Origin of the sequence: Actinocorallia libanotica (assembly GCF_039525175.1) — a bacterium.
Taxonomy (GTDB): domain Bacteria; phylum Actinomycetota; class Actinomycetes; order Streptosporangiales; family Streptosporangiaceae; genus Actinocorallia; species Actinocorallia libanotica.
On sequence record NZ_BAAAHH010000014.1, the window covers coordinates 69,789 to 86,908 of the forward strand.

The window sequence follows — 17,120 nt, forward strand, 5'->3', positions numbered from 1 at the left end:
TCTGATAAGGAAGCACTTGCTTGGGCGGGGTGTCCCACCGTGCGGGACTACCCCGGCCGAACGCGTTCGCCGTAGCCTGAGCGGACCATGGAACTCCCCCCGCGGCTCGGCCCGTACCGCCCCCTGGAGCACCTCGGCACGGGCGGCATGGGCGAGGTCTACCTGGCCCGCGCCCCCGACGGCGCCCTCCTCGCGGTCAAGACGATCCGCGCCGACCTCCTGGACCGGCCCGCCCTGCGCGTCCGCCTTCGGCGGGAGGCGGAAGCCCTCTCCCGCGTGCGGGGCGACCACCTGGCCGAGCTCGTCGCCCACGACCTGGAGTCCGACCCGCCCTACCTGGCCACCCGGTACATCCAGGGCCGCTCGCTGCGGGACGTGGTCGCCGCCGACGGCCCGCTGCCGCCCGTGCTGCTCTGGCGTCTCGCCGACGGCCTCGCCCGCGCCCTGGCGTCCGTCCACGGGGCCGGCTACCTGCACCGCGACCTGAAACCCGCCAACGTGATGATGGCCGACGACTCACCCGTCGTCATCGACTTCGGCATCAGCCACGCCCTCGACGAGACCCGCCTCAGCCGCCACGGCCGCGCCAGCGGGACACCCGCCTACATGGCCCCCGAACTCGTCGCGGAAGGACGCGCAGAGCCGGCGGGGGACGTCTACTCATGGGCCGCGACCGTCACGCACGCGGCCACCGGCCGCGATGCGCAATGGTCCGCGCTCTCCCCCGCGGCCCTCGCCCGGATCCTCTTCTCCGCCGAGGACCTCTCCTCAGAGCTGCGCGACCTTCTGGACGCCGCTTTCGCCCCCGACCCGGCCGCCCGGCCGACCGCCGACGACCTGGTGGCCCGCCTCGCGCCGCTGGCCCCCGCGCCTGGCGCGGACATCCACCTGGACCACCCGCACGTTCCCGGAACCGCCTCGGTGGCCCTCACCCTCCCCGGCGGTCGCCGTACCGTCCTCACACTGCCCTCCGACGCCGGACCGGGCGAGACCCTCGGCTTCCCCCACCGAGGCCACCTGGGCCGCCACGGCGGCCCGGGTGGCACCCTCCACCTCCACCTGGTCTCCCCGGAGAGGAACCGGCTGGCAGAGGAGGAGCCCGCACCGGTGCGCTCCAAGGGCCGACGGGTGCGAGGCGCATTCCTATGGGTCCCTGCACTCCTGATTCTCGGGGCTGTGGTCGGCCCCCGAATCGATACCGATGATGATGGTAAGGAAGTTGAAGCGAAGAGCGGGCCGCCGCTAGCCGCCGTCAGTTCACCAGCAAAGAGTTCATCTTCCCCGAAGGCCGATACGTCGATCGTATATGCGTCAGTTCCGAAAAGCTGTCAGATTTTGGACTTGGCCAGCGTGCGGGGGCTTGTGCCTACAGCCGAACTTCCGGATCCGAGCCGTGAATCGCCACGATTGAGCTCATGTGACATCTACAGGGGTGATCGAGGGCTGAGTGTTCGCCTGAATTCTTTTGGTATAGCGCCCTATATAGGGGCTTCTGAGACCGCCGAGCGAGTATTCAAAATCGGGCTGGACGACGAAGAGAAGAATCCCTACTCGCAGGTGGTATCCCGGGATTTGGGGGTGGGTGACCGATCCTTCTCTTACGTGAGGACAGGAGGTGACGTGCCATCCGGAGTCGAGCCTGCGCCTACCGATAATGATTACGTGGTAACAGGTATTGAAGTGCTCGTGAGAAACGTGAGCGTGAGAGTCGTACTTTTCCAGGAAGCGGGTGACTATGGGGATCCGGAGAAGCAGTCCACCTTGCAGGAGAAGCTCAAAGAGCTGACCGGAGAGATCGTCGCTGCTCTCCCCGGCCAAGCTGTTGAGGCCACTCCGGGTTCTTGATCGAACTCAGACGCGGCGGGCGGTAGCGGCAACGGTGAGGTCGGTGAGAGCCGCACGAGCCTCATCGGTGATCTGGATTTCGCCGAGAGCCGTGTACGCCTGCGAGGCAAAATTCTCGATGAGGGTTTCGCAGCTTTCCAGTGCCTTGGTATCCACAAGGATCGCGCGCAGCTTCTTCACACCTTCGAGATCGAGATCAGGATCACCGAGGTGCTTGTCCAGGGCTTCGCGCTGAGCCGCATCGGCCTCCTGATAGGCCAGGGCGATCAGCGCGGTGCGCTTGCCCTCGCGGAGGTCGTCGCCGGCGGGCTTACCGGTCTCGGCGGGGTCACCGAAAACCCCCAGAACATCGTCCCGGAGCTGGAAGGCCGCGCCCAAGGGGAGTCCGTAGGAGGAGAGCGCCTCTAGATCCTCCTTGGAAGCTCCGGCCATGGCCGCGCCCAAGTGGAGAGGCCGCTCGATCGTGTACTTGGCGCTCTTGTACTTGACCACGCGTAGAGCGGACTCGACGTCGCCGGTGCCGCGAGCCTGTTCTAGCATGTCGAGATACTGGCCGCACATGACTTCGGTGCGCATGATGTCGTAGATCGGACGCCCGGCGCTCAGCGCCTCCTGAGGAAGGCCGCTGGTATCGAACATCTCGCCGCACCAGGAGAGCACCAGGTCGCCGAGGAGAATGGCTGCTCCGGTGCCGAAGGCCTCTGATCCACCGGGCCAGCCCTCCGCGTGGTGCATGGCCTCGAACTTGCGGTGAGCTGAGGGCTGACCGCGCCGGGTGTCGCTGCCATCCATGACGTCGTCGTGGATGAGAGCGCTGGCCTGAAGGAGTTCCAGGGAAGCTGCTGCCGCCAGGATCTCAGGGCAGTCCGCGCCGCCCGCTCCGCGCCAGCTCCAGTAGCAGAAGGCGGGGCGCAGGCGCTTGCCTCCTGAGAGCAGGGAGTCCAGGGCTCCGAGCATGGGAGCGAGGTCCTCGGTGATCGAGAGCAGAACGGGACGCTGTCGATCAACGAAGGCGTAAAGGGCCTCGTCGACCTCTTTGCGGACACGGCTCGGAGTCATGCGCGCCAGCCTAATGGGGAACGATCGATTTCTGTACCTTTGGGCGTTCTGTTGTTTCTCTGCTCCCAGTCACCTCCCGGTGCACACAAGGTCGGTAATCTTCTCCCATGACCTCCGCACGCTCCTCCATCCGTGATCTCCTCGCCACGGGCGAGAAGTCCTTCTCCTTCGAGTTCTTCCCGCCGAAGACGGAGCAGGGAGCGATCAACCTGTGGCGGAGCATCCGGGAGTTGGAGGCGCTCCGGCCCACCTTCGTCTCGGTGACCTATGGCGCTGGCGGCTCGACCCGCGACACCACCGTGGAGATCGTGGAGCGGGTCGCCACTGACACCACGCTCACCCCGGTGGCGCACTTCACGGCGGTGAACCACTCAACCGCCGAGCTCCGTCAGCTCATCGGGCGATTCGCGTCCGTGGGCGTCACCAACCTGCTCGCACTGCGGGGAGACCCGCCCGGCAACCCCATGGGGGAGTGGGTCCGCCACCCCGAAGGCGTGGAGTACGCCGAAGAACTGGTTCAGATGATCAAGGCCTGTGGTGACTTCTGTGTAGGCGTCGCGGCCTTCCCCTACAAGCACCCTCGCTCCCCTGACATCGAGACGGACACCCGTCGCTTCGTGGAGAAGTGCCGGGCCGGTGCCGACTACGCGATCACCCAGATGTTCTTCAAGGCCGAGGACTACTTCCGGCTGCGGGACCGGGTGGCGGCGCAGGGCTGTGACATCCCGATCCTTCCCGGGATCATGCCCGTGACACAGCTCAGTACGATCGAGCGCTCCGAACAGCTCTCCGGAGCGCCGTTCCCGCCCGAGTTGGCCGAGCGGTTCCATGCCGTCGCCGACGATTCGGAAGCGCTGCGGCAGTTGGGCATCGAGCACTGCGCGGAGCTTTGCCAGGAGCTCTTGGACGCTGGAGCGCCCGGCATCCACTTCATCACCATGAACCGTTCGACCGCGACACGCGAGGTCTTCGGGCTGCTGGGCGCGAAGGCCGCGTCGACCGCGGCCCCTTAGATCATCACCCGGTGCTGGAGACACCTTTGATCGAAGGCACCGGGATGAAGGTCTTCACTGGGGCTTGGCGCTTTCGGCGAGCGGCACTCGGACGAGGGGGAGCGGCGCGCCCATCACCGCATAGGGCGGACCGCCGCCGGGGAACTCGAAGTTGCTGAGAAGATCGGCGAACCCGACGGACCGGTAGAGCCGGTGGGCGGGAGTCTCCGGCCGCCGATCCAGGGTGGAGAGTACGACCGTGCTCTCTGGGCGGTCGGCGCATAGGACGTTCAGGAGCTTCCGCCCGAGTCCCCTGCCCTGGTAATCGGGATGGACATGGAGCTCGGCCACCTCGTAGGCGTCCCTCAGCCAGTGTTCGGAGTGTTCACGACCGCTTCTGGCGTACAGCTCGGACGCGACGACGTCATGCCACCACTGCCCGGCCGCACCGTGGAATCCGTAGATGAACCCGACGACGGTGCTGCCCAGGGCACGGCGACGTTCTACGACGAAAGCACGGAAACCCGGATGATTCGCATGCCGCTGCATGATCGACTGACGGCCGGGAAGCTGGCTCCTCGGTGGGTCCATCGCGGCGATGTACACCTCGATCATGGGGGTGAGCATCCGCCGGAAGGTTTTGACGTCGATCTCGCGCAGGGTGGGCTCTCTCACCCATCCGAGCCTAAGCCCGGATGGTCACCTGTGGTCAACCAGTCGGCAGACTTCGTTCGGTACTGGTGAGTTTTTCGTAGATGCTCCACAGAATGCTGTCTGCAGCTTTCCGTATGTCTTTTTGGCCCTTCAAGAGGCTGTTGCCCCAGACGCGGGCCTCGGGACCGAGCCAGGCATCTGTTGCGTTGAAGGTACGGACAGCGGGATTGAGAGCCTCCCGCATCTGATCAATATTGCGGTAAGCGGCGCTGTAGCGCTGGAACAGCTCGCGGTAGGCCGGGTTGGGGACGCTTCCCGGGGGCACCGTCGCCGGGGTGTAGGGCGGGGGGACGCTGCCCGGGGGAGGGGGAGCAGCAGGCATGCCCATGGTCAGCTCACTTTCGCCGCGGTGGTGAGTCTCGTGGTGGCGGCGACGGGGACGGCGTCGTCCAGGCGCGGGGCCAGGGGGGTGGCCTGGAGGACCTGGAGGACCTCGGCCCGGTTGCCGAGCTTGTCGGCTTCGCCGAGGAGCGCCGCCACCCACTTGGAGTCCATGTGGAACTGGTTGTTCGCCGTCGCGATCGACTGGGTGATCGCGTCCAGTTTCGCCTTGTCGCCCTCGGCCGCGTCGATGAGCCGCGCCACTCCCTCGGGGCCGAGCCGCTCGTAGTAGGCCGCCGTGTACTCGGGGTCCTTGGCGTGCGCGGTGAGGTTCTTCCACACCCCGGTCGCCACCGGGGTCCCGCCCTGGAACGAGGTGCCGGTGGCGTACGCGTCGGTGACGGCGACCTTCACCGCCTCGTCCGTGCTGGCGAACCCTCCGAGGTCGTTGCCACTGCCGGGGGGAGCGGCGGGCTCGGCCGGGGTGACGTTCCCGACGGGCTCGACGGTGGGCTGACCCGTCCCGCCGTCCCCGTTGCCGACGGGCGAGGTCTGCGGCGGCCTGGTGTCGCCGTTCTCCCCGACCGGAGCGGCCGGAGCGGGGGTCGTGGTGCCCCCCGGCGTCTGCTCGTCGACCTCGTCGAAGGTGTCGGTGTCGTTGCCGTCAGGGTCGGCGGGCCTGGTGTTGCGGCCCAGTTCGGGAGCGGTCGGAGCGTTGACGTCCGGCTCCTCCCGCTGCGCCAGCGCGAGGTTCCGCCGCCGCGTCAGCATGCCGAGCTGCTCGGTGATCCACTGCTGGACGGCACGCGCCTGCTGGTACCCGGCGGCCGACACCCCGGCCGGCGCGGGATTGGCGCGCAGCCACTGCTCGATGTCGCCCGCCGCCCGCTGGAGCTGCTGGATCACCTGTCCGAGCGCGGCGGGGTCGATGCCGCGAAAGTTCGGGTCCCGGCTGCCCGGACCTGACCGCATGCCCATCGGCGCTCCCCGCTCCCGGCTACCTCTCGTGATTTTTGTGTATCACAGGTCTTCTGGATACGTCTGCCATGTCAACAGCCAAGGTGGATTTTCCAGGAAAAGGAAAAGGGCCGAAGACCGTCGCCCCCGACGCCCCTCGGCCCTTCGACGTGCGCGGTTCAGGAAAGCGCCTCCTGCACCGTCTCCGGGTCGCGCGCCACATAGGCGCGCCCGTCGTCGGTGATGACGATCGGCCGCTGGATGAGCGAAGGATGCGTGGCGAGGGTCTCCACCCACAGCGTCCGGTCCCGCTCCGCGTCCCGCAGCTTCAGCTCCTTGGCGAGCGGGTCGTCGATCCGCGTGATGTCCCACGGCTCGAGCCCCAACTTGTCGAGCACGCTCTCGATTTCCGCCGCGGTGGGCACGTCCTCCAGATACCGCCGCTCCCGCACCTCCCGTCCCGTGTGCTCCAGCGCCTCCCGCGCCGCCCGGCTTTTGGAACATTTCGGATTGTGCCAGATCTCCATACCTCCGACTCTAGCTCTGTTCTCTCCCGCCACCAGGGGCGCAGGCGGGCCAGGGCCTTCGGCTCGCCGCCCGGAACGGCCGCGCCGGAGCCGCCTCAGGCGATTTCGAGATGCCGGTCGTCGATATCGATCGCGATGTCCACTGCGCCGCCCAACGCCTCGGCGTAGGACGCCGACGTCGACACGCGGACCACGTCCAAGGTTTCGGTTTCGATGGCCGAGACCCGTTGTTGGCTCACGCCCATGCGCTCGGCCGCCTCGTGCTGTGCCAGCACCCGCCGGAGCCACCGATGCCGACCGGGCGGCGACCGAACTCGCCGAATGGAGTGAGCGTAAATCTCGCCTCTTTCCCCTGGAGGCTGTCACGGGGGCGCTCGACCGACTGACCGAGGCCCGCCTGCCGGACTGGGTCGAGAGCCCGCCTTCTCAACGAGTTCTCTAGGTCAGGTTCGCGGGCTGCTGGTGATCGGTTGCCGGGGTGTGCAGGGAGAGGTGGGGGGACAGGGCGCGGAGGAAGTCCGGGGCGTCGAAGAGGGCGCCTGCGGAGGCGACGCCGGTGGTCGTGGTGCGGCCGGTGAGGATGCGGTCGACGGCCTCCACCGCGAGGGGCGCGCTGATGGCGTAGATGTCCTGGCCGGTGGCGGCGATGCGGCGTTCCGTGCCGCCGGAGCGGACGATGACGTCGACGACGAAGGTCTGCGCGGAGCGGCCGCGCTCGTCGACGGCGGTCGGCGCGGAGGCGTCGGGGGCGGACAGGTCCGCGGCGGCCTTGGCGGCCATGTAGGTGCGCACCTCCGGGATGGCCAGGTGGCTGGGGACGGTGACGACGTCGGCCATGGTGAACTCTCCGATGACCCGCTGGGGGCCGAGCGGAGCGGGGAAGCGCCAGTCCAGGGTCGGCAGGGCGTCGTCGTGGTGCTCCAGCCGTCCGCCGGTGTAGCGGATACGGCGGCCGCCCCGTCGCCGTCCCGAGACCGTGCCCGAGGCGAGCGTTCCGGTGGTGGGGTGCCAGCTGCTCAGTCCGTAGGCGATGTGCGCCTCGTCCGCCGACGTCCAGTCGTCCATCGCGGCGGTGACCAGCAGGTCGCCGAGGCCGCCGTAGAAGGCCATCGCCGGGACCACCACGGTGCCTGCGGCGCGGGCGGGCTCGGCGAAGTGCGCGAACGTGTCGAGGTTCGCCTCGATCTCGGCCGCCACGTCGACGTACGGGATGCCGGCGCGCAGCGCGGCCTCGATCAGCGGGGCGGCGGTCGAGGCGAAGGGCCCGGCGCAGTTGATGACGGCGGCCGCGCCGTTCAGCGCGCGGTCGAGCGAGGCGGGGTCCTCGGCCGACGCCTGCCGTGCCTCGAGCCCCGGGCGGGTCTGCGCCAGCGCCAGCAGCTTGTCCCGGTCGCGGCCGAGGAGCAGCGGGACGTGCCCGCGCTCGCGCAGCTCCGCGACCACGAACCTTCCGGTGTGCCCGTACGCGCCGAACACCGCCACGTTCCGACCCGGTTCCATGCCTGCTCCCGCGTGTCCAAAGTGATCCAACGCGTTCATCCTGGCGGCGTCGGCCGCCGGTGCCCAGTGTCCGGAACGACATGACCCGTACAATTCCCGACATGAGCTCTTTCCGGCATTCGGTGGCGATCGCCGCCACCGAGGGGATGCTGCACCTCGAGCTGGCCCTGGCCTGCGAGGTCTTCGGCCCGGCACCGGCCGCCCTGCCGGGCCCCTGGTACGACCTCGGCGTGTGCGGCACGCACCCCGTCCGGGTCGGCCGGTTCCTGGTGGAGCCGGACCACGGGTTCGACCGGCTGGCGGACGCGGACACCGTGATCGTCCCCGCCCTGGCCGACGTCGACGAGGACCCGCCGGCCGACCTGGTCGAGGCGGTGCGCGCGGCCCACGAGGCGGGCGCGCGGGTGGTCTCCCTGTGCACGGGCGCGTTCGTGCTCGCCGCCGCGGGCCTGCTGGACGGGCTGCGCGCGACCACGCACTGGGCGCACACCGGGGAACTGGCCGCGCGGTATCCCCGGGTGGAGGTCGACCCGGACGTGCTCTACGTCGACAACGGCAGCGTGCTCACGTCCGCGGGCAAGGCCGCGGCGATGGACCTGTGCCTGCACCTGGTCCGCCTCGACCACGGCTCGGCGGTCGCCAACGTGGTCGCCCGCCGCCTGGTCGTGCCGCCCCACCGGGAGGGCGGCCAGGCCCAGTTCGTCACCACGCCGGTGCCCGCCCGGGACGGCCACCCCCTGGCCGAGCTGCTCCCGTGGGCGATGGGGCGCCTGGACCGGCCGCTCACCGTGGAGGACCTGGCCCGCCGGGCGAACATGAGCTCGCGCCACCTGGCCCGCCACTTCCGCTCGGTGACCGGCACCACCCCGCTGCGGTGGCTGCTGGCGCAGCGGATCCGCCGCGCGCAGGAGCTGCTGGAGACCACGGACGAAAGCGTCGACGCCATCGCCTCGGCCGCCGGCATGGGCACGGCGACGACGCTGCGCCGCCACTTCCAGCGCACGATCGGCGTGCCACCGGACACCTACCGCCGGACGTTCCGTACGTAAGGCCGCGCTCTGTGCGGGGTGGGTACCGCTGGATGTTCCGTATGTAAGGCCGCGCTCTGTGCAGGGCGGATATCGCCGGACGTTCCATATGTAAGGCCGTGCTCTGTGCGGAGCGGATACAGCCGGACGTTCCGTACGTAAGGGCGTGCTCTGCGCAGGATGGATACGGGCCGGTGGCGCCGCTGGGTCGTGCCACCGGCCGTGGTGGTCCCGGGGTTCAGCGGGCGCCGAGGCGGGCGAGGTAGGCGGTCGTCTCGGCTTCGTCGGGGGAGTCGGTGGCGAGGCCGATGTAGCCGTCGGGGCGGAGGACGAAGAGGGCGGTCCCGCCGGGGGCGACGCCGTAGGCGGTGTGCGCCGTGCCCTCCTCGTCGGGGAAGGCGGGGGAGCCGATCGCGACGGTCGAGGCGGGGGCGACGGCCCGGGCGACGCGGGCGGCGGCCGGGCCGAAGGCCAGGAGCACGGGGGCGCCGGTGTGGATCAGGGGGAACAGGCGCCGGCGGCCCGTGACGGCGTCGGGGGCGCGGTCGCCGGCGTACGGCTCGGTGGGCGACGTGCGGTGCTCGGCGCTGAGCGGGCCGTCGGGGTAGCCCAGGGTGAGCTGGCGCAGCCGCGGGTCGTCGCGGCGGTGGGCGTCGGCGGCCTTGTCGCGGATCTTCTGGTGCAGGGCGCTGCTGATGCCCAGGACGTCGGCTGCGACGGGGAGCCGCTCGGCCTCGTAGGAGTCCAGGAGGTCCTCGTCGGCTCCGCGCAGGACGGCGGCGAGCTTCCAGCCGAGGTTGTAGGCGTCCTGGACGCCGGTGTTGAGGCCCTGGCCGCCCGCGGGGGAGTGGACGTGCGCGGCGTCCCCGGCCAGGAAGACGCGGCCGACGCGGAAGCGTTCGGCCATCCGGATGTTCGGGCGGAAGACGGAGGACCACACCAGCTCGGTGAGCTTGATGCGGCCGGGGCCCGCGGCGCGGTCCACGGCCTCCTGGAAGACCTCCAGCGTCGGCTCGGCCGCCGCGCCCGGCGGGGAGGGGAGCACGAGCTGGAAGGTGTCGGTGCCGGCGAGCGGGCACAGGGTCACCGGGAAGGGGTTCTCGCCGCCTCCGCCCTGCGGCCACACGTGCCAGAACCCCCGGTCGGCGCCCTCGGCGCGGACGTCCCCGAGCAGCGCGCGCTCCTCCTCGTGCGTCTCGCCGAGGAAGGCGACGTCCAGGACGCGGCGCACGGTGCTGCGTCCGCCGTCGGCGCCGACCAGGTACTTCGCCCGCACCTCCCGTTCGGCGCCGTCCACGCGCAGGACGGCGGTCACCCCGTCGTCGTCCTGGGTGAAGGAGACGAGTTCGGCGTTCGGCGTCACGGAGCCGCCCAGTTCGGTGAGGCGCTCGCGCAGGATGAGGCCGGTCCGCCACTGCGGCAGCATCCACCCGTTCGGGTACGGCACGTCGGAGGTGGGCTCGCCGGGCTCGTCCATGTGGCCGGTGAAGACGACCTCGCCGTCGATCTCGGCCCGCATCGGCGGGTAGGCGCCGCCGAGCTCCAGCACCCGCTCCAGGACGCCGAGGTCCTCGAAGACCTCCAGCGTGCGGGGCTGGAGGCCCTTGCCGCGCGCCCCGGCGAACGGCTCGGCGTCGCGTTCGGCGACCAGGCAGGCGACGCCCCTGCGGGCCAGCTCGCAGGCGAGGGTCAGCCCCGCGGGTCCGGCTCCGGCGATCAGTACTTCGGTCCGCATGCGCGCTCCTTCGGTGAATCACAATTCATTGAATCAAGATTCACCATAGGCGGATGCTAGTTTTCTGGCAAGCAGGGAGGTGCGCGGTGGTCGTCAGGGGACCGGAGGGCGGGGTGCGCAAGGCGCGCGCCGCGCAGACCGAGGCCGCGCTCAAGGAGGCGGCCGTGCGGGTCTTCGCGCGCGCCGGCTACCTGAACGCCAAGATCGCCGACATCACGGCGGAGGCGGGCCGCTCGGCGGGCTCGTTCTACAGCCACTTCGCCGACAAGGAGGAGCTCCTGGAGGCGCTCCTCCAGGACATCCTCGACGCGGGCGACCGCGACGTCCTCGAGGACCCCGCGCACGACCCCGACTTCACCTCGCGCGCCGCCGTCCGCTGGCACGTCGCCTCCTCCTGGTCCTTCACCACCGCGCACGGCCCCGTCATGACGGCCCTGCGCCAGGCCGCGATGGTCGACCCCCGCTTCGCCCGCCGCCTGTGGGACCTCATGGACCCCGTGGCCGCCGACCTGGCGGGCCACCTCGACCACGTCACCGCCGCCGGCCACACCCTCCCCGGCCCCCCGCAGGAGGTGGCCCGCGCCATGATGACCCTCGTCTCCGAGTACGCCTCCCTCTGGACGGACCAGCCCCCCGAGTCCCGCCTCGCCCCCGACGCCGCCATCGACCTCCTCACCGACCTCATCCACACCGGCCTCACCGGCCCCCGCCCCTGACCCGGCCCGGGTGGGCCGGCCCGGGTGAGTCGGGGCGCCGGCCGCTCTTCCGGGCGTCGAAGCCTCCCGGCGAACCGGGCCGTCTCGTGCCGAAGCGGCCCGCCCTCTCCGTCGGCTGCGGTATCCATGTCCTTCATGGCGACGAACAGCGACGGCCCGGAAGAGGCCGGAGGGGACGGCCGGGGGCCGGAGGCGTTCGGGGCGGCCGGAGGGGACGGGGGGCTGGCGGGCGGCCGGGCGGTCGAGGAGGCCATCGACGTCCGGGTGGCGCTGGAGGCGGCCGGGGAGGCGTTCCGCGCCTGCGCCTACTACCTGTCGGCGTCCATCGCGGGGGAGCACAACATGCGTCCGCCCACGAAGGACGAGCGGGAGGTCATGGCGATCCTGCGCGCGAGGAGCGGAGCCGACGACGTGGAGATCGCCACGGCCATGAGCCGTATAGCGGACGACCTCCTGGACCATCTGCACCTTCAGCTGGCGCTGCGCAGGAAGCACATGCTCTCCGGCGAGCAGGGCCGCGACGGGAGCACCGGGTGAAGGAGGCCGCCGCGCCGCGCGGGCGGCGGCGCGGTTCCGGGGACCGCGGAGCGGATCACGGTCTCACACTCAGATAGACGTAACTGTTCTTCTGGGCGTAGGTTGCGGTCGGTGATCTTCACCGATCCCGATCCCCCCTGAGAAGGACGGTACGTTGACGTTGTTCAGAGTATTCGTGCGCGGCGCCGTCGCGCTGACCGCGATGAGTCTGCTGTACCCGGCCCAGCCGGCGCTCGCCGCCGACTTCGTCGAGCTGCCCCGCCTGGTCCGGGCGGGAAGCGACCACCAGAGCGACCTCGCCTCCGACATCAACTTCTGGACCGTGAAAGAGCTGGCGAAGTCCGACAACGGCGGGCTCAACGCGGACGGGGTCGACGCGACTCCGCCCCCCGGCGGCTGGGACGACCGCAGCCGCCCGTGGGCGGGGAGCGGACTGGTCTCCCGCACCGCGGGCAGGCTCTTCACACGTTACCGGGGCAGCTTCGACGGCAAGATCGTGAAGTCCAGCTGCTCCGCGAACGTGGTGACCAGCGGAAACAAGCGCACGATCGTGGCCGCCGCCCACTGCTTCAAGGTCAGCTCCCAGTTCCGGGGCGGCCTGTACGGCGACGACATCGCCTTCAACACCGTCTTCATCCCGGGCTACGACGGGAGCTCTCTCGTCCGCGACAGCACCGACACCGCCCTGCCCGGCCCCGCCGTCGCCCCGTACGGCGTCTGGGCCGTCACCCGGGCCTGGATCACCAACACCTGGAACCAGAACGACTACTGGGGCCTGGGCGGCGACGTGGCGATGGCCACCGTCGAGCGGCTCGGGGACACGACCGGGATCGAGGACGTGACGGGGGCGCAGGACATCGCCTTCGGCGTCGACACCAACCCGCACGATGCCTACCAGTTCGGCTACCCCGCCGACAACTACCGCAACTGGTACCGGCCCGCGGACGTCACCGGCACCGCCAAGGTCCCCGTCGAACTCCGGCGGCGCTTCGACGGCCGCACCCTCATGTACGCCCGCGGCACGACCTACGACGACGCCCAGCTCGGCGGCTACGGGCACGACATGATCTCGGCGATGTCGCCCGGCTCCAGCGGCGGCCCCTGGCTCGTCGACTTCGACCCGGCCACCGGCACGGGCACCCAGATCGCCGTCACCAGCCGCTTCACCAACGAAACGGGCGACGCCCCGTTCATCGACCTCGCCGGCGGCCCCGGCTGGAGCGAGGGCCCCGCCTCGGTCGGCGCGGGCTTCGGCCCCCTCTCCCAGTCCATGTACGACCACGTCCAGACCGCCACCCCCTGACCGGTCCCGCCCTCCGCGAAGCCCCGGTCCCCCACCCGGAGACCGGGGCTCCACCTCACTCCGACACCACCGACACCCCGGACTTCGCGATTCGAGAGGGCCGGACGATGCCGGCGGCTGGAGTCGGTGGGCGGTGCCAGGGCGCGGAGCGCTCAGATGCGGAGCAGGGTGATGGTGCGTCCGGACGGGCTGGTGGTCTCGGTGAAGGTCGGAAGCTCGGAGTGCTGGTCGAACACCACGAGTGTTCCCTGGGCCAGGCCCAGGCGGTCGAGGTGGCGGTCGAGTTGGACCAGGCCCCGGGTGAGGGGGTCGGGTCGGCCGGGGCGGTGGACTTTGAGTTCGATGGCCTCCCACTGCTCGGTGCGGTCGGGCAGGGGCCAGCGGATGAGGAGGTCGATACGGCCTCGTCCGATGGCGTATTCGCGGTCGATGAGGCCGCCGCCGTTGACGACGCGGTGGAGCCAGCCCAACACATCGACAGAGCGTGTCGTACTGTGCCTGTGGACAACTGCCACCTGACGGCTCCCCGCATCTGCTGCGTCGACGGATCGGCAGGTCAGGCCGTCCGGATCGTCGGGTGACCGGCCTGCGGATGGCTGCTCATAGGCGATGAAGCGCGGGGCTGTGGCAGGTGCTGCAGCGACCGGCAGGGCGAAGTGGCCACCCGGGCCGGGACATCGCCGTTCGCCCTGGTGAACGTCCCGCCGTCATCTGGGCGCTCGTCACCACTGTGCCGGTGAGCCGTCGCGCTGCAGGAACTCCAGTCGGTTGCCCACGGCGTCGCAGGTGTAGAGGCGGCGGTGGCCGGGGAAGCCGTCGTCCCAGGTGACCTCGATCCCCGCGCGGGTGAGGCGCCCGGCCAGGGCGTCGATGTCGGCGACCAGGATGCCCGGGTGCGCTTTGCGCGCGGGCCGGAAGCCGGTCTCGACCCCGAGGTGGAGTTCGAGGCCGTCGGCCCTGACCCACAGTCCGCCTCGGGCGGCCAGTACCGGCGGTTTCGTCAGCTCGACCATGCCCAGGACGCCGACGTAGAACTCGCGGCACAGCGGTTCGCCGCCGGGTGGAATCGCGAGCTGGACGTGGTGCAGTCCGTACCCGGCTCCGGTCTCGTGGACGGGTCCGTACCCCTGGCCGGAAGTCTCGGTCATCGCCCGCACTCCATCCGTCGACGTCCTCTCATCCCACCCAACACCGGAAAGGGGCATCCGCCTAGAAGTCGGACCGGACGGGTGGAACGCGACGGCGGCCCTGTTCCCGGCGTTCGGGGCGGGTCACGTCGGGGCGAAGAACAGGACGACCAGGGCCACGATGTGGAAGAAGACGACCAGGGAGAGCAGGCCGATGAACACGTACTTGGCGACCGGGACGTCGAAGTACCGGCTGTCGTACTCCTGGACCTTCTGCTCCTGCCTCCTCCGCCGCTCGTCGGCCTTCTCCTGCCGGGTCTTCTTGTTCTGCAGGTTCGTCATCGGGAGTTCCTCTCCTCGGCGGTGCGGCCGGTGGGCGAAGGGCGGGCTCCCCGGAACGGGTCGGGGAGCCCGCGAAGAAGGTCAGCGTTCGACGGGGGCGCCGATGAGGGAGCCGTACTCGACCCAGGAGCCGTCGTAGTTCTTGACGGCGGGGCGGCCGAGCAGTTCGCTGAGCACGAACCAGGTGTGGGCGCTGCGCTCGCCGATGCGGCAGTAGACGATGGTCTCGTTCCCCTGGTCCACGCCGGCCTCCCCGTACAGGCGGCGCAGCTCGTCGTCGGACTTGAACGTGCCGTCGTCGTTGGCGGCCTTCGACCAGGGGACGTTCCTGGCGGTGGGGACGTGGCCGCCGACCTGGGGCTGCTCCTGCGGCAGGTGCGCCGGGGCCAGGATCCTGCCGGAGAACTCGTCGGGGGAGCGCACGTCGACGATGGTCGCGGTGCCGATGGCCGCGAGCACCTCGTTGCGCATGGCGCGGATGGAGGTGTCGGGCTCCTGGGCGCGGTACTCGGTGGCCGGGCGGCGGACGGGCTCGTCGGTCAGTTCGAGGCGCTCCAGCTGCCACTTCTTGCGGCCGCCGTCGAGGAGGCGCACGTCGCGGTGGCCGTAGACCTTGAAGTACCAGTAGGCGTAGGCGGCGAACCAGTTGTTGTCGCCCCCGTACAGGATCACCGTGTCGTCCTCGGAGATGCCCTTGCGCGACATCAGGGCCTCGAAGGCGTCCTTGTCGATGAAGTCGCGGCGGACGGGGTCCTGCAGGTCGTCCCGCCAGTCGATCTTGACGGCCCCGCGGATGTGGCCGGTGTCGTAGGCGGAGGCGTCCTCGTCGACCTCGACGACGACCACGCCGGGCTCGTCCAGGCGGCCCAGTGCCCAGCCCGTGTCGACCAGGACGTCCGAGCGGCTCATGCGTCTCTCCTTGGGAGGGTTGTTGATCAGTGCCCTAATGATTAGTGCACTAATTGTTAGTGTACTCGACCCGGTAGGATCGGCCGAGAGCACAGAGGGGGACGCATGAGTGACCTCGGCGACGTCGCCGATCCGCTGGCCCTGGAGAACCAGGTCTGCTTCGCCCTGGCCGTCGCCTCCAGATCGGTGATCGGGCTCTACCGGCCCGTCCTGGAGCCCATGGGGCTGACCCACCCGCAGTACCTGGTGATGCTGGCGCTGTGGCAGTACGCCCCGCTGTCGGTCAAGGACCTCAGCCGCATGCTGCAGCTGGAGCCCGCCACCCTCTCCCCCCTGCTCAAGCGGCTGGAGGCCGCCGGCCTGGTCGAACGCCGCCGCGCCGCCGCCGACGAACGCTCCCTGGCCGTCTCCCTCACCGCCGCCGGCCGCGCCCTGCGCGCGGAGGCCGAGCGGGTCCCCCCGGCCATCGTCGAGCGCCTCGGCATGGACATGTCCGAGCTCCAGTCCCTCCACCAGGCCCTGACCCGCGTGATCGCCGCCGCGACCGGAACCCCCGCCCCCGCCGAGGACTGACCCCGCGAAGGGCCCGGGTCAGGAGGGGTCGGGGAGCCAGTCGCGGGAGGGGTCGTGTTCGAGCCATCTGCTTCGGCGGGCCTGGGCGGCGCAGGACGTGATGAGGCGGTCGAGGGCGGGGTGGGCGGTCTCGGAGCGCCAGAGCAGCGACCAGGCGTAGAGCGGAGAAGGGCGGGTCAGGGGGATCGAACGCAGTCCTGCGGACTTCGGGAGGGGCAGGTCGGCGGGGAGGAGGGTGAAGCGGCGCGGGTCCGCGGTGAGTCCGGTGAGGAAGTGGGCGAGTCCCAGGTTGGTGCCCTCGGCTCTGGCGGTGACGCCGAAGCGGTCCGCGAAGCGGTGCAGGAAGTCGAGGCGGTCCAGGGCGGCGGGCGCCCACAGGACGGAGTCGCGCAGTTGGTCCGGCCGCAGCTCTGTCGCGGTGGCCAGCGGGTGGTCGCGGCTCAGTACGGTGTCGACGGGTTCGAGGCGGACGAGCCGGTGCGTGAGCCCGGACGGCAGAGGCGGATGCACCCGGCCGAAACCCGCGTCGATGCCGCCGTGCAGGAGCGCCGCCGCGACCGCGGGCAGGTCGCGTCCGTGCCCCGGCTCCAGCGCGGTCCCGGCGACCTGGGCGAGTGTGCGCATGGGCGCGAAGAGATGGCCCCAGACGTCCACCCGCAGCGGGCGGTCCCGGTGGGCCACCGCGGCCGTCGCCGCGTCGCCCGCGGCCAGGGCCAGGCGGGCCGGTTCGAGGAAGCGGCCGCCCTCCTCGGTCAGCCGCACGCCCTGGCCGCCGCGCTCCAGCAGGCGCACGCCGAGCAGCGACTCCAGCCGGGCGATCCGCTTGGAGAGCGCCTGCTGGGAGAGGGCCAGACGCCCGGCGGCCCGGCCGAAGTGCAGTTCGTCGGCCGCGAGGACGAAGGCGTGCACCTGCCCGAGGTCGAGATCCACGCGCC

General features: G+C 70.6%; 20 protein-coding genes. 7 read left to right on the plus strand and 13 right to left on the minus strand.

Features of this window, described 5'->3' with window-relative positions:
• Window positions 1-87 precede the first annotated feature (87 nt).
• Window positions 88-1,845, plus strand: a complete 1,758-nt coding sequence (locus ABD140_RS18350; protein WP_344242078.1) for a serine/threonine-protein kinase — start codon at window positions 88-90, stop codon at window positions 1,843-1,845.
• 6 nt (window positions 1,846-1,851) lie between these two features.
• On the opposite strand, the gene ABD140_RS18355 is transcribed toward ABD140_RS18350, so the two are convergent.
• Complete coding sequence (locus ABD140_RS18355) at window positions 1,852-2,904, minus strand: polyprenyl synthetase family protein (protein WP_344242079.1); 1,053 nt, start codon at window positions 2,902-2,904, stop codon at window positions 1,852-1,854.
• A 107-nt stretch (window positions 2,905-3,011) separates the two neighbouring features.
• On the opposite strand from ABD140_RS18355, the gene metF reads away from it, so the two are divergent.
• Complete coding sequence (gene metF / locus ABD140_RS18360) at window positions 3,012-3,917, plus strand: methylenetetrahydrofolate reductase [NAD(P)H] (RefSeq protein WP_344242080.1); 906 nt, start codon at window positions 3,012-3,014, stop codon at window positions 3,915-3,917.
• A 54-nt stretch (window positions 3,918-3,971) separates the two neighbouring features.
• Here the strand turns inward: metF and ABD140_RS18365 are convergent, their stop codons facing one another.
• The 6 genes from ABD140_RS18365 to ABD140_RS18390 form a co-directional block, all read right to left on the minus strand.
• Window positions 3,972-4,571: a GNAT family N-acetyltransferase gene (locus ABD140_RS18365; RefSeq protein WP_344242081.1), complete on the minus strand. Its 600-nt coding sequence runs from the start codon at window positions 4,569-4,571 to the stop codon at window positions 3,972-3,974.
• 34 nt (window positions 4,572-4,605) lie between these two features.
• Window positions 4,606-4,938 (minus strand): hypothetical protein, encoded by a 333-nt coding sequence (locus ABD140_RS18370; protein ID WP_344242082.1) that lies wholly within the window; start codon window positions 4,936-4,938, stop codon window positions 4,606-4,608.
• A gap of 2 nt (window positions 4,939-4,940) precedes the next feature.
• Window positions 4,941-5,909: a hypothetical protein gene (locus tag ABD140_RS18375; protein ID WP_344242083.1), complete on the minus strand. Its 969-nt coding sequence runs from the start codon at window positions 5,907-5,909 to the stop codon at window positions 4,941-4,943.
• A 158-nt stretch (window positions 5,910-6,067) separates the two neighbouring features.
• Window positions 6,068-6,415 carry an ArsC/Spx/MgsR family protein gene (locus tag ABD140_RS18380; protein ID WP_344242084.1) on the minus strand — a complete coding sequence of 116 codons (348 nt, stop codon included), beginning with the start codon at window positions 6,413-6,415 and terminating at the stop codon, window positions 6,068-6,070.
• Between the two features lie 95 nt (window positions 6,416-6,510).
• Entirely contained in the window at window positions 6,511-6,690 is a 180-nt protein-coding gene (locus tag ABD140_RS18385) for a sigma factor-like helix-turn-helix DNA-binding protein (protein ID WP_344242085.1), read from the minus strand.
• A 163-nt stretch (window positions 6,691-6,853) separates the two neighbouring features.
• Entirely contained in the window at window positions 6,854-7,915 is a 1,062-nt protein-coding gene (locus ABD140_RS18390) for a saccharopine dehydrogenase family protein (RefSeq protein WP_344242086.1), read from the minus strand.
• 101 nt (window positions 7,916-8,016) lie between these two features.
• Between ABD140_RS18390 and ABD140_RS18395 the strand changes: the two genes are divergently transcribed.
• The gene (locus tag ABD140_RS18395; protein ID WP_344242087.1) at window positions 8,017-8,964 is read left to right on the plus strand and encodes a helix-turn-helix domain-containing protein; all 948 of its coding nucleotides are present in this window, start codon (window positions 8,017-8,019) and stop codon (window positions 8,962-8,964) included.
• 217 nt (window positions 8,965-9,181) lie between these two features.
• On the opposite strand, the gene ABD140_RS18400 is transcribed toward ABD140_RS18395, so the two are convergent.
• Window positions 9,182-10,678, minus strand: a complete 1,497-nt coding sequence (locus ABD140_RS18400) for an FAD-dependent monooxygenase (protein WP_344242088.1) — start codon at window positions 10,676-10,678, stop codon at window positions 9,182-9,184.
• A gap of 86 nt (window positions 10,679-10,764) precedes the next feature.
• Between ABD140_RS18400 and ABD140_RS18405 the strand changes: the two genes are divergently transcribed.
• The 3 genes from ABD140_RS18405 (at window position 10,765) to ABD140_RS18415 (ending at window position 13,234) form a co-directional block, all read left to right on the plus strand.
• The gene (locus ABD140_RS18405) at window positions 10,765-11,394 is read left to right on the plus strand and encodes a TetR/AcrR family transcriptional regulator (protein WP_344242089.1); all 630 of its coding nucleotides are present in this window, start codon (window positions 10,765-10,767) and stop codon (window positions 11,392-11,394) included.
• A 135-nt stretch (window positions 11,395-11,529) separates the two neighbouring features.
• The gene (locus ABD140_RS18410) at window positions 11,530-11,931 is read left to right on the plus strand and encodes a hypothetical protein (protein WP_344242090.1); all 402 of its coding nucleotides are present in this window, start codon (window positions 11,530-11,532) and stop codon (window positions 11,929-11,931) included.
• Window positions 11,932-12,085: 154 nt separating this feature from the next.
• Window positions 12,086-13,234, plus strand: a complete 1,149-nt coding sequence (locus ABD140_RS18415) for a trypsin-like serine peptidase (protein WP_344242091.1) — start codon at window positions 12,086-12,088, stop codon at window positions 13,232-13,234.
• A gap of 152 nt (window positions 13,235-13,386) precedes the next feature.
• Here the strand turns inward: ABD140_RS18415 and ABD140_RS18420 are convergent, their stop codons facing one another.
• The 4 genes from ABD140_RS18420 to ABD140_RS18435 form a co-directional block, all read right to left on the minus strand.
• Window positions 13,387-13,707: an aldo-keto reductase family protein gene (locus tag ABD140_RS18420; protein ID WP_344242092.1), complete on the minus strand. Its 321-nt coding sequence runs from the start codon at window positions 13,705-13,707 to the stop codon at window positions 13,387-13,389.
• Between the two features lie 249 nt (window positions 13,708-13,956).
• Window positions 13,957-14,382, minus strand: coding sequence for a VOC family protein (locus ABD140_RS18425; protein WP_344242093.1), 426 nt, complete (start codon window positions 14,380-14,382; stop codon window positions 13,957-13,959).
• Window positions 14,383-14,505: 123 nt separating this feature from the next.
• The gene (locus ABD140_RS18430) at window positions 14,506-14,703 is read right to left on the minus strand and encodes a hypothetical protein (RefSeq protein WP_344242094.1); all 198 of its coding nucleotides are present in this window, start codon (window positions 14,701-14,703) and stop codon (window positions 14,506-14,508) included.
• An 81-nt stretch (window positions 14,704-14,784) separates the two neighbouring features.
• The gene (locus ABD140_RS18435; RefSeq protein WP_344242095.1) at window positions 14,785-15,612 is read right to left on the minus strand and encodes a sulfurtransferase; all 828 of its coding nucleotides are present in this window, start codon (window positions 15,610-15,612) and stop codon (window positions 14,785-14,787) included.
• 105 nt (window positions 15,613-15,717) lie between these two features.
• On the opposite strand from ABD140_RS18435, the gene ABD140_RS18440 reads away from it, so the two are divergent.
• Window positions 15,718-16,185, plus strand: a complete 468-nt coding sequence (locus ABD140_RS18440) for a MarR family winged helix-turn-helix transcriptional regulator (protein ID WP_344242096.1) — start codon at window positions 15,718-15,720, stop codon at window positions 16,183-16,185.
• 18 nt (window positions 16,186-16,203) lie between these two features.
• Here ABD140_RS18440 and ABD140_RS18445 read toward each other — a convergent pair whose 3' ends face one another.
• Entirely contained in the window at window positions 16,204-17,115 is a 912-nt protein-coding gene (locus ABD140_RS18445; protein ID WP_344242097.1) for a LysR family transcriptional regulator, read from the minus strand.
• Between the last annotated feature and the right edge of the window lie 5 nt (window positions 17,116-17,120).

Excerpts from the sequence above, each read along its gene's own strand:
- ABD140_RS18350 (WP_344242078.1), top strand. The coding sequence starts at position 88 with ATGGAACTCCCCCCGCGGCTCGGCCCGTACCGCCCCCTGGAGCACCTC.
- ABD140_RS18355 (WP_344242079.1), bottom strand. The coding sequence starts at position 2,904 with ATGACTCCGAGCCGTGTCCGCAAAGAGGTCGACGAGGCCCTTTACGCC.
- metF (WP_344242080.1), top strand. The coding sequence starts at position 3,012 with ATGACCTCCGCACGCTCCTCCATCCGTGATCTCCTCGCCACGGGCGAG.
- ABD140_RS18370 (WP_344242082.1), bottom strand. The coding sequence starts at position 4,938 with ATGGGCATGCCTGCTGCTCCCCCTCCCCCGGGCAGCGTCCCCCCGCCC.
- ABD140_RS18375 (WP_344242083.1), bottom strand. The coding sequence starts at position 5,909 with ATGGGCATGCGGTCAGGTCCGGGCAGCCGGGACCCGAACTTTCGCGGC.
- ABD140_RS18380 (WP_344242084.1), bottom strand. The coding sequence starts at position 6,415 with ATGGAGATCTGGCACAATCCGAAATGTTCCAAAAGCCGGGCGGCGCGG.
- ABD140_RS18390 (WP_344242086.1), bottom strand. The coding sequence starts at position 7,915 with ATGGAACCGGGTCGGAACGTGGCGGTGTTCGGCGCGTACGGGCACACC.
- ABD140_RS18395 (WP_344242087.1), top strand. The coding sequence starts at position 8,017 with ATGAGCTCTTTCCGGCATTCGGTGGCGATCGCCGCCACCGAGGGGATG.
- ABD140_RS18400 (WP_344242088.1), bottom strand. The coding sequence starts at position 10,678 with ATGCGGACCGAAGTACTGATCGCCGGAGCCGGACCCGCGGGGCTGACC.
- ABD140_RS18410 (WP_344242090.1), top strand. The coding sequence starts at position 11,530 with ATGGCGACGAACAGCGACGGCCCGGAAGAGGCCGGAGGGGACGGCCGG.
- ABD140_RS18425 (WP_344242093.1), bottom strand. The coding sequence starts at position 14,382 with ATGACCGAGACTTCCGGCCAGGGGTACGGACCCGTCCACGAGACCGGA.
- ABD140_RS18430 (WP_344242094.1), bottom strand. The coding sequence starts at position 14,703 with ATGACGAACCTGCAGAACAAGAAGACCCGGCAGGAGAAGGCCGACGAG.
- ABD140_RS18435 (WP_344242095.1), bottom strand. The coding sequence starts at position 15,612 with ATGAGCCGCTCGGACGTCCTGGTCGACACGGGCTGGGCACTGGGCCGC.
- ABD140_RS18440 (WP_344242096.1), top strand. The coding sequence starts at position 15,718 with ATGAGTGACCTCGGCGACGTCGCCGATCCGCTGGCCCTGGAGAACCAG.